Origin of the sequence: Clostridium puniceum (assembly GCF_002006345.1) — a bacterium.
Lineage (GTDB): Bacteria > Bacillota > Clostridia > Clostridiales > Clostridiaceae > Clostridium > Clostridium puniceum.
This window is the reverse complement of the sequence record NZ_LZZM01000209.1, coordinates 24,752-33,091: the sequence shown is the minus strand read 5'-3', so window position 1 is coordinate 33,091 and position 8,340 is coordinate 24,752. Positions and strand designations below refer to the sequence as shown.

11 protein-coding genes are annotated in these 8,340 nt (G+C 30.7%); 3 read left to right on the top strand and 8 right to left on the bottom strand.

The genetic code is table 11. From position 1 onward, the window contains the following. Positions 1–283, top strand: a 283-nt coding sequence (locus CLPUN_RS28225) for a transposase (RefSeq protein ID WP_198944306.1), incomplete at its 5' end; no start/stop codon positions are given. Between the two features lie 8 nt (positions 284–291). On the opposite strand, the gene CLPUN_RS21520 is transcribed toward CLPUN_RS28225, so the two are convergent. Then, complete coding sequence (locus tag CLPUN_RS21520; protein ID WP_077849275.1) at positions 292–1,062, bottom strand: TolC family protein; 771 nt, start codon at positions 1,060–1,062, stop codon at positions 292–294. Positions 1,063–1,155: 93 nt separating this feature from the next. Further along, complete coding sequence (locus CLPUN_RS21515) at positions 1,156–2,367, bottom strand: MFS transporter (protein ID WP_077849274.1); 1,212 nt, start codon at positions 2,365–2,367, stop codon at positions 1,156–1,158. A 263-nt stretch (positions 2,368–2,630) separates the two neighbouring features. On the opposite strand from CLPUN_RS21515, the gene CLPUN_RS21510 reads away from it, so the two are divergent. Further along, on the top strand, positions 2,631–3,173 hold the full coding sequence (locus CLPUN_RS21510) for a TetR/AcrR family transcriptional regulator (protein ID WP_077849273.1): 543 nt from the start codon (positions 2,631–2,633) through the stop codon (positions 3,171–3,173). 201 nt (positions 3,174–3,374) lie between these two features. On the opposite strand, the gene CLPUN_RS21505 is transcribed toward CLPUN_RS21510, so the two are convergent. From CLPUN_RS21505 to CLPUN_RS28920, 6 genes are all read right to left on the bottom strand, one after another. Continuing rightward, positions 3,375–4,154 carry an EFR1 family ferrodoxin gene (locus tag CLPUN_RS21505; RefSeq protein ID WP_077849272.1) on the bottom strand — a complete coding sequence of 260 codons (780 nt, stop codon included), beginning with the start codon at positions 4,152–4,154 and terminating at the stop codon, positions 3,375–3,377. Positions 4,155–4,383: 229 nt separating this feature from the next. Beyond that, complete coding sequence (locus CLPUN_RS27805; protein ID WP_158078816.1) at positions 4,384–4,530, bottom strand: hypothetical protein; 147 nt, start codon at positions 4,528–4,530, stop codon at positions 4,384–4,386. A 5-nt stretch (positions 4,531–4,535) separates the two neighbouring features. Next, positions 4,536–5,336 (bottom strand): nitroreductase family protein, encoded by an 801-nt coding sequence (locus tag CLPUN_RS21500; RefSeq protein ID WP_077849271.1) that lies wholly within the window; start codon positions 5,334–5,336, stop codon positions 4,536–4,538. Positions 5,337–5,595: 259 nt separating this feature from the next. Then, positions 5,596–6,372 (bottom strand): EFR1 family ferrodoxin, encoded by a 777-nt coding sequence (locus tag CLPUN_RS21495; protein ID WP_077849270.1) that lies wholly within the window; start codon positions 6,370–6,372, stop codon positions 5,596–5,598. A gap of 2 nt (positions 6,373–6,374) precedes the next feature. Beyond that, positions 6,375–6,734, bottom strand: coding sequence for an ArsR/SmtB family transcription factor (locus CLPUN_RS21490; protein ID WP_198944386.1), 360 nt, complete (start codon positions 6,732–6,734; stop codon positions 6,375–6,377). A gap of 593 nt (positions 6,735–7,327) precedes the next feature. Continuing rightward, positions 7,328–7,471 carry a PTS glucose transporter subunit IIA gene (locus CLPUN_RS28920; RefSeq protein ID WP_242954222.1) on the bottom strand — a complete coding sequence of 48 codons (144 nt, stop codon included), beginning with the start codon at positions 7,469–7,471 and terminating at the stop codon, positions 7,328–7,330. 45 nt (positions 7,472–7,516) lie between these two features. On the opposite strand from CLPUN_RS28920, the gene CLPUN_RS21480 reads away from it, so the two are divergent. Further along, positions 7,517–7,948, top strand: a complete 432-nt coding sequence (locus tag CLPUN_RS21480) for a hypothetical protein (RefSeq protein ID WP_077849269.1) — start codon at positions 7,517–7,519, stop codon at positions 7,946–7,948. Positions 7,949–8,340: the final 392 nt, after the last annotated feature.

Here is an 8,340-nt window from a genome sequence, read left to right as displayed (position 1 = left end):
GGGTAAAATAGTTATTATTCTTGATAATGCAAAAATTCATCATGCTAAGCTGATACAACCATTTTTAAAAAAGATGAAAAATAGACTTGAATTAATGTTTTTACCTCCATATAGTCCTGATCTTAATCTAATTGAGGGGTTATGGGGATGGTTAAAATCATCAGTAGTAAATAATGCATTCTTTAAAAGTTTGGTTGGTATTAGAGTTGCTGTACAAAATTTCATTGAAACAATAAATAAAGTTCCTACACGAACAATAGACAGGCTATGTATTAAGATGTAGAAACTTTATTAGAACTTATATATTTTGTCATCTATATATTCATCAACAGAACCATCTATTTTAAATTTTGTATAATCTATATTGTAATCAAGTGTATAAGTATTTTTTAAATCTAAATCTGTTAACACTTTAAAATAATCTTTGTTATTGTTTAAAGAATTTTCTTTAGCTGTTATCTCATCTTGCAAGGATTTTATTTCAATTTGTGCATCATTAAGCTGATTAGGTGTTACGAACCCTAAATTTAATTTTGCTTTCATAAATTCTAAATCTTTTTTCTCTAATTCTAAATTTCTTTTTGATTTATCAATATCAATTTCTTTTAAAACCATGTCATTATATTTATTAGTAATATCACTTTTTATTTTATCTTGCATAAATTCCTGTGACTGCTCTGCTTGCTTTTTTTGATCTTCAAGCTTATCATAAGGAAAATCATATACTTTTTGATTAATGCTCTCATAAAAATCATTATATTTATCCTGAAGATTCATTTTATCTTCATACATTTTTATTTCTTTTGACTTTAATGCTAACTTATCACTATTATTTATAGCCGCTTCTATAGCCTCATTTAGTGTAATCACTTTCTTTCCAATAGCAGCAGATTGACCATCTTGTGCAGTAGTTGAAATCTTATCCCCATTATCATAAGAAATTGCTGATTTAGAAACATTTAAATCTTCAGAATTTTCTACCGCAAATACTGGCATAACGTTAATATTCATAACGCATAACATAATTCCCAAAGCTACAACTTTAATTAAATTTTGTCTCATTTAAATTCACCTTTCTATTTCTTAATGTAATATCTGCAATTTTAGCTTCTTTGAATACATTATTTATAATAATCAAACCCTTTCTTAAGACTTCTATTTTTTTAGTACACTCCTAAGTTCTACTTTAACCAACGTTAAGCCTTCATTGCTATATATTGAAAGCAATATACCTACTAAAGGCAGGACAATAGACACAATATAAAGAATAATTCTCATGTTAAACTGAATAAACAAACCAGCTACTGTTGGTCCAAAGAAAACCCCAAGAGAAGTCATTGCTTGTAGTATGCCATTTGCAGTTCCTCGGACTTCCTGTGGAACCAATTTGTTTATTTGAGCTGGTATTCCTGCTGTAAGACACGTGTACCCTATTAAATTCAGAATTGTACCTATAGTTATAAATACAATTCCTTGAGGTATCAGAATTACCCATCCAAGCAAAATGATTATAAAAGATACAATGGCAACTGGTATATAATATCCTTTGTCTGCCATAGTAACTGAAATTCCCATTGCAATGATACCGCACACTATAGCTGGTAAAAATACCATCCACATGTTCTCAACACCAATCGTATTTTTAATTGCTGTGGGAACAATGTTATAAATTTCAATATTAAGATAACTATTGATAAAACTACAAAGTGATAGTAATACCACTGCTTTTTGTGAACATAAATACTTAATTTGCTTTTTGAAACTAATTGTTTCAACTACTTCCGGTCTATCTTTTTCTTTTATACCCAATAGAATAAAGAAAAAAGCTATCAGAATTAACACAGTGTTCCCTAAAAACATATAACGCACTGACATGATTTTATAAAGCAGCGGCCCAGCTACAGAGGCACTAACCCCTCCAATTGCAACAATAATTCCCGCTATGCCCATTGCACTACTTTTTTTATTATCGTCAACACTATCACTGATCCATGAATATGCGATAGCCATGATTGTTCCTGTTCCTTGCAAAGCCCGAGAAATGATTAAAAGATATATATTACTTGTTAAAAAACCCATAAACATACCAACTGCAAGTAATGCAAGTCCCATAAGTATTACAGGCTTTCGGCCTAAGCGGTCACTCAAGTGACCATTGGGAATTTGAAAGACAGCATTAGTAAGTCCAAAAATTCCAAGTGCTAAACTGCATAAAAATGGTGTGCTTCCTTTTAGCGTATCCCCATATATATTGATAAATGGGTTCAGCATCGACATAGCCAAGGTTTGTAGTCCTACTACACTACCAATTGCAATTAATAAACGTATTTGTACTTTTGTAAATTTGTTTTTATTTATTGCTGCCATAAACTTCACTCCTAATGTAAAATGCTATAGAGCATTATGCCATATCTATAATAATATGAAATACTTGTATTTTTTCATTTGTATTTATCCCCTTCTTAATAACATTCTAAAAAAGCTTGTTTTATATCCGACATGTGTTTATTATAGAATGTATGTTGGATAACATCAATCATCAATATATTACGATTTTGTAGGTTATCCAACATATATACAACACTTGTTGGATAATTGCAAAAATAATTTATACTTTGGGAGGTCTTTATATGGACAATCAAAAAATTGATAGACGAACCCGGAAAACAAAAAAAATTTTAACTCAAGCTTTAACAAAACTTATGTCCGAGAAAAAAATAAATAATATTACAGTAAGGGAACTCACAGACATAGCAGATGTCAATAGATCTACTTTTTATTTTTATTATAAAGATATATTTGATATGGTAGAAAAGATAGAAACAGAAATGCTTGCTGATTTTGATGGAGCCTTCAATAAATTTGCAAAGGAAGCCCCTACTCATGATAATTTATTATCATTTTTCTTGTATTTATTTGGATTTGCACAAAATAATGCCGAAATTTGTAAGATATTACTCGGTTCTGATGGAGATTATGCTTTTATAGAAAAACTTAAGGAGACTATCAGACAGTATCCCCATACAATACCCACTTCCTACTCAGAAACAAAAGCTCATTATTATATACCCTTTATCATATCAGGTTGTATAGGCACAATACAGCAGTGGCTTAATGACGATATGAAAGTATCTCCTAAAGAAATGGCTGCTATTATTATTGAAATGCTTTAAAATCCGAAATAACCCACAACAATCCAATAATTCTTTATACATTGGATAAGTGAATATGAATAGAGTGCATTTCCAGGACATTGGACTGCACTCTATTAATATCAGTATGAAATAAAGAAGCTTAGACAGGAAAATAACGATTTAAAGAAGAAATTATAACTTGGTTTTATAAATGCATATAATGCGATAAGCGGGAAATGCTTATTTTGAACTATTAAACACTATTAGTTCTTTCAGGGAAATATGCGGATTCCGATACCTTTTTTTACCTATTGTTGATTTTTTCCACTCTATTGCTGTGGTTGGACAAGCATGAAGACACGCTAAACAAAGTTCACAGTTATGCAGATAAGTGGGCTTTCCTTCTTTAAGCAATATATTCTGCATAGGACATATACTTTTACAAATACCACATCCAGTACAATTAGGTGATATGTTAAAATGATTGTCGCAATGACCATTTTTGTGTGGAAAAGAACTGTAAATGAGTTTGTTTATGAATCCAAACCTTTTAATTTCGTTTTGCTTTTTTTCGGCAATATCATGCGTTAAAATCTTTAAATTTTCGTCTATATTCTTTTGAATTTCTTCGCTGTCGATTACTTCATGATGGACAATAAAGTTTTGTACTGAGTGCAATACATTACCATAAGTTATAGCCAGCCCTTTTTTCGAAAGCAATTTATCAACTGCTCCAATTACCCCTTTAATCGAATTGCCAGCATTTTTGTTTTTGTTTCCATAAGTTGTAATTGCAAAAATATATGAATTTTTATTTGTAATCTTAATATTTGAGATAAATCTCTCAACAATCTTTGGTAACCCCCAAAAATAAGTTGGAAAAACAAAACCTATCACATCATCGTCACAACTTTGCACAGATTCAGTCATAGAAATTACCGTCGCGTTGATTTTCAAAGCGATTTGATTCGAAGCATATAAACAATTTCCCGTAGTCGAAAAGCAAAATATAGTTGCCATATGTCTAACCTCCATATATAAATTTTATAAGTCGCACATACTTTGAGTTTTCAGTAAAACTATAAACATTCTCTTGATATGTTGCCTAATCATCAATGCTAGTTTTCGCAAACATATCTCCGCCTTCTTAATAGCATTCTAACAAAAAACTTGTTCTATATCCGACACATGTTTATTATAGAATGTATGTTGGATAACATCAATCATCAATATATTACGGTTTTGTAGGTTATCCAACATATACACAGCACACGTTGGATATTTGAATTCTCCTAATACTGACACTTGCAATCCACATTATTATTGCTCCTGGTAACATAACCAAACCAGACGCTGCTGCTAAAAGCCCTCTACAAGATTGTAATTTGAAAATCAATAAGTTTATATCAATTGTACATCAGCTTTCTTTCTTGGTGCTGTTCTTTGATAGATAACATCAGGATATCCAATAGCCAAACCAGCAACAACTTTTTCCTTCTTTTTTAAATTCAACATGTTTCGTATTTTCTTGCTATGTCTTGCTGCTCTTATGAAAAGTCCGGCATACAACGTACCAAGACCTTGTGCTTCTGCCATCAGCTCCATACTCATTGATGCAAGAGCAGCGTCCACATCATCTTCTGAAATAGCAAGAATTAGCAGAGGCGCACCTTGAAACAAAAATCCAGGTTCTAGTTTATATTTGTTCAAGTCATAAGGCAAACGAATGAATTTGCTTAATACAGAAGCTATTTTTTTTAGTTGTTTGAATTTTTCTATACCAGCTTCTTCTAACATAGGAATACTATTCTGAAGGACAATATACCTCACACCTTGTTCATTACTGCCAGTTGGCGTGTATCGTCCAGCTTCAATAATACGGTTAATTTTTTCACTTTCCACTGGAATATTCTTATATCTCCTTATGGAACGACGAAACATCAAATGTTGCATCAACTGTTTGGGGTCTAGGCTGTATCCATCTTTTTCAATTTCTTGTACTTCACTCATGTCATATTCACTTATGGTGACCGCATTTTTCGGACAAATGGCGATACAGTGACCGCATTTCAAACATTGTTCCGATACAGTAGTTGCTTTACCGCCCTGAAGTTCAAGAACATGTGATGGACAATCTTTACAACATTGTCCACATCCGATACATTTTTCTTTATTAATTATTACTGTACTGTTAATATCCATTAACAAATCTCCTTTCTATTTTTAATAAAAATTTTTCATTAAATCTTCAATGTCTAATACAAGCTTTTTAAGTAAATCTAATTTTGTAGAAACATTGATATCAAGTTCTTTGATTCAATCTCCCCAGTTTTGCTTATAGTTATTTTTGAGATTAACATATGCAACAGTTTCTTTTGTTACTTCCTTTTCGTAAAAATTAGAACAATATGGTTTTCAGTATATTCATTCTTAGAATTACGGCTTAGTGCAAAATTGTACTTTATTTAAGATATAATTTAGTATTTGGGTTCATATATCTACCTTTTCCAACTGTTTTTTTGCCATACTCAATTGCTGCTTTTGGACATCTGTGCAAACAACCGAAACACAAGGTACACTTATCTTTTATCCATATTGGATTTTTATCTTTTATCTCAATGGCTGATACTGGACATACCTTCTGACATAAACCGCAACCAACACATTTATTAGTTACCACAAAATTTGAAGTTTTCCTTTGATGCTGATATATCTGTAATGCTAATGGTGCTATTATTTTGGGAATTGTTCCTTCGAAAGAGTTCATGTCACCATGCTTTTCATCTGAAATCTGATTCATAATATCTTTTATCTGCATATCAGCCTTTTTTAACACCTTCTGTAGCTCTTCTCCAGTCGGAATATCAAACTCAGGCAGATAATTATCTACAGTTTGAATAGAATATTGTGCCGAAACTGTTATACCACGTTTTTCTAGAACATTTTTTAGTGTGATACCAGCTTTTCCGGTCTTAGTTCCAAAGGTAAGAACAATATACACATATTTACCTATTGAATTATTTATTGAAAGCTTCTCTGCAAAATCCAATACAATCCTTGGTGTGCTGTAAAAATAAGTTGGCAGAATAAATCCAATCTTTTCATTATCTTCCACTGCATAAGAAAACTGTTCATTCAACATTGCTTCCGTAATTGAAATCAATCTATCGCTTTCCTGAGATGCAATTTGTTCTGCTGCCTGTTTACAATTACCTGTTGCTGAAAAATAAAAAATCATAATTACTCTTCCTTTCTCTTTGTAATTTCTATTACCAAATCATTTACATGATTTAAAATTGCCGCAATTTTACTCCACTGTGTCATACTTGCTGACATGTAATAATATTTCCTAGTTCCTTCATTACGGACAGCAACAATCTCTGCATCTTTTAATATCTGTAAATGATGAGAAACTGCTGGTCTTGATAACTTCGTTTTTTCAGGAATTTCACCTGCACATAAACCTTTGCATCCACTCTCAAGTAATGCAATAATAATCTGCTGTCGGGTTTCATCCCCTAATGCAATAAATGCTTTTTGACAAACTTTGAATTCTCCTAATAGCAGTTGACTTTCTTTATTTATATCCAATTTTTTCATTCCTTTCATCCGATTAAATGTTCGTTTGTTTAATCATTATATTGTATAATTTAAAAAACTTCAATATATGTAAAGAAAATCGAGACACTTCAAAAAACATTCTTATATAGAAAAAACCTCTACATCAGATATACCAACAAAAGGTTTTCAAAATCTTTATCCAAAACTAAATATTTCTTTAATACTTGATTACTATATAAATCATCTTTGCTACAAATTATTATTTGTCTGCTGATTATATACCTAATCTTTACTGCACAGTTCTTAAAAGTGTGTAGTAAATTCCACAAAACTTATATAGAATTATAAGATAATTAACCATAAATCCTCTAATAACATTAACTGCTACACCTTTGAATAATATAACAAATCGCTAAAAAACACGGCTTAGTTTGGTGATTAAATAGACGTTTATATGTAAATAAAGGTTAGAAACTCAATTTTCATTTCCAACCTTACTAAATAAAAAAGCACTTTATGTATATAAAATTTTTATTTCAAACTCACCGTAAACAGCTTTGTTTCTTCTGCCATGACTTCTTGTGTATCTTCCCATTCAAAATTAAATTTATCTTCTAAACTATTTGTAATCACTAACATAATAAGTTAACTAGTTGCATTTTTTCAATATACTCTAAATCTACTTCTACAATTAATTGTCCTTTTGTAACTTTATCTCCTACTTTAACAAAAGATGTAAAGCCTTCTCCTTTAAGTTCAACAGTCTCTAACCCAATATGAACAAGTATTTCTTGACCTAGTTCTGTTCTTAAAGCAAAAGCATGGATAGAATTGCAAGGAAAACAGGATTTATCAAAAGAAATGATAAAATTGATACAAGCACATTTTTAGCTTTTAATATTTTTTTAAGTCATGATATGTGTGATAAATCTCTAGCAACTCTATGCGGCAAATTAGCTGCAAACTATGGGATACTATTATCTCCGCAAGCTCTTAATGAGAAGTTTAACAAAGAGGCTGTTGAATTTATGCAGAAACTTTTTACTGAAATGATATTTAATCAAAATAAAATATTAAAGAAACATAGAAATAGTTTAACTTTTAAAAGAATTCTTCTTAATGATGCAACAGGATATTCATTACCAAATAAGTTTAATGATGAATATAGTGAATCTGGTGGATCGAGTTCTAAATCTGCCATAAAAATACAGCTACAATATGACTTGCAGGACTTATGCACTTCAATCCAATAATTGGATATAGAAATGTCCGAAGCCTAAATTGAAGCAATTTGACCAAAACTTTTTAAAAAGACTAGTAAATTTAGTGCAAGTTGTGGCAAAATACACTTGTACCTTGTTTTTACGTAAGCAAGTACGATGTTTGGCGTTTATTATTCCTCGGATCATTTCGCCATGAGTGAGGGTAATTGCGCCATCTTTATTTAATTTCCAATTATCCTAATTTAGAATAGTTTCTGTTAAAAATATCATTTCTATATAAGCTTCATATGCTGCTTTAGATTGTGCATGACATTAAGTTAATCCATCCTTTTTGATTATTGGTGCGATTTTTAAAAGTCAAGTATTTTCACTAATTTTTTTAAAATTTTTTAATAAATTTAAATTTCTAATACTTCTCAGCA